The organism is Lysobacter sp. TAB13 (assembly GCF_052113885.1).
GTDB classification, from domain to species: Bacteria; Pseudomonadota; Gammaproteobacteria; order Xanthomonadales; family Xanthomonadaceae; genus Lysobacter; species Lysobacter gummosus.
Genome location: NZ_JBFRDR010000049.1, coordinates 1 through 1,232, shown reverse-complemented (window position 1 = coordinate 1,232; position 1,232 = coordinate 1). Strand labels below are relative to the sequence as shown.

Annotated in this window: 1 protein-coding gene; it reads right to left on the bottom strand. The window is 65.6% G+C overall.

All coding sequences use genetic code 11. The features are described 5' to 3' along the window. On the bottom strand, positions 1–1,232 hold a 1,232-nt coding region (locus AB4Y92_RS25030; protein WP_441822080.1), incomplete at both ends, for a condensation domain-containing protein.

The window sequence follows — 1,232 nt, the reverse complement described above, 5'->3', positions numbered from 1 at the left end:
GCGACCGAGGCCGAATCGTCGGCGACCATCGCCGTCAGCAAGGTCGTCCAGTGATCCATCATCCGTTCGACGGTGATACGGTCGAACAGATCGCTGGCGTAGGCGATGCTGCCGCTCAGGGCGGTGCCGTTGTCGTTCAGCGACAGGGCCAGATCGAACTGAGCCGTCTGCTGACCGCTGTCGAGTTGCGACAGAGTCAGGCCGTGCAGTTGCAGGCCGCCGCCGTCGGGAGTGTTATTCAAGCTCAGCAGCGCCTGGAACAGCGGGCTGTGGCTCATGCTGCGCGCTGGCTGCACGGCTTCGACGACTTGTTCGAAGGGCAGATCCTGGTGTTCGTAGGCGGCCAGGGTCGTGGCTTTTACCTGTGCAAGCAGGTCGGCCACGCTCGGCGCGTCGTGCAGATCGACGCGCAGCGCCAAGGTGTTGACGAAGAAGCCGATCAGCGGTTCCAGCTCGCTGCGCTGACGATTGGCTACCGGGCTGCCGACGACGACATCGGATTGGCCGCTCAGGCGCGACAGCAGCACCGACCAGCCGGCCAGCAGGGTCATGAAGACGGTCGTGCCGTGACGCTGCGACAAGGTCCGCAGCTGTGCGCTCAGCTCAGCCGACAGGCGGACCGGGACGCGGTCGCCGGCGTAGCTCTGCAACGCTGGGCGCGGCCGGTCGGTCGGCAGTTCCAGCACCGCCGGGGCGCCTTGCAACTGGTCGCGCCAGTAATTGCTTTGACGCTGCAGGGTCTCGCCCTGCAGCCAGCCGCGTTGCCACGCGGCGTAATCGGCGTACTGGATCGGCAACGGCGGCAGTGGATCGGGTTGACCCTGGCGATACGCGTCGTACAACGCGCTGACTTCCTGCACCAGCACGCCGATCGACCAGCCGTCGGAGACGATGTGATGCTGGGTCACCAGCAGCACATGTTCGTGCTCGCTCAGTCGCAACAAGCGACCGCGAATCAACGGGCCTTGGGCCAGATCGAACGGGGCGCGGGCTTCTTCGCGGCTTTGCGTGGCTACGGCCGAAGCTTGCGCGTCGGCGGTCAGATCGCTCAAGTCGTGATCGACCAGGACGAAGCCGGTATCGGCCGGATCGATCACTTGCACCGGAGCGCCGGACTGGCTGACGAAGCGGGTACGCAGGTTTTCGTGGCGGGCGACGATTCTGTTCAGGCTGTTCTGCAGCGCCGCCCGGTCGAGTTCGCCGCTCAGTTGCAAGGCCACCGGCATGTGATA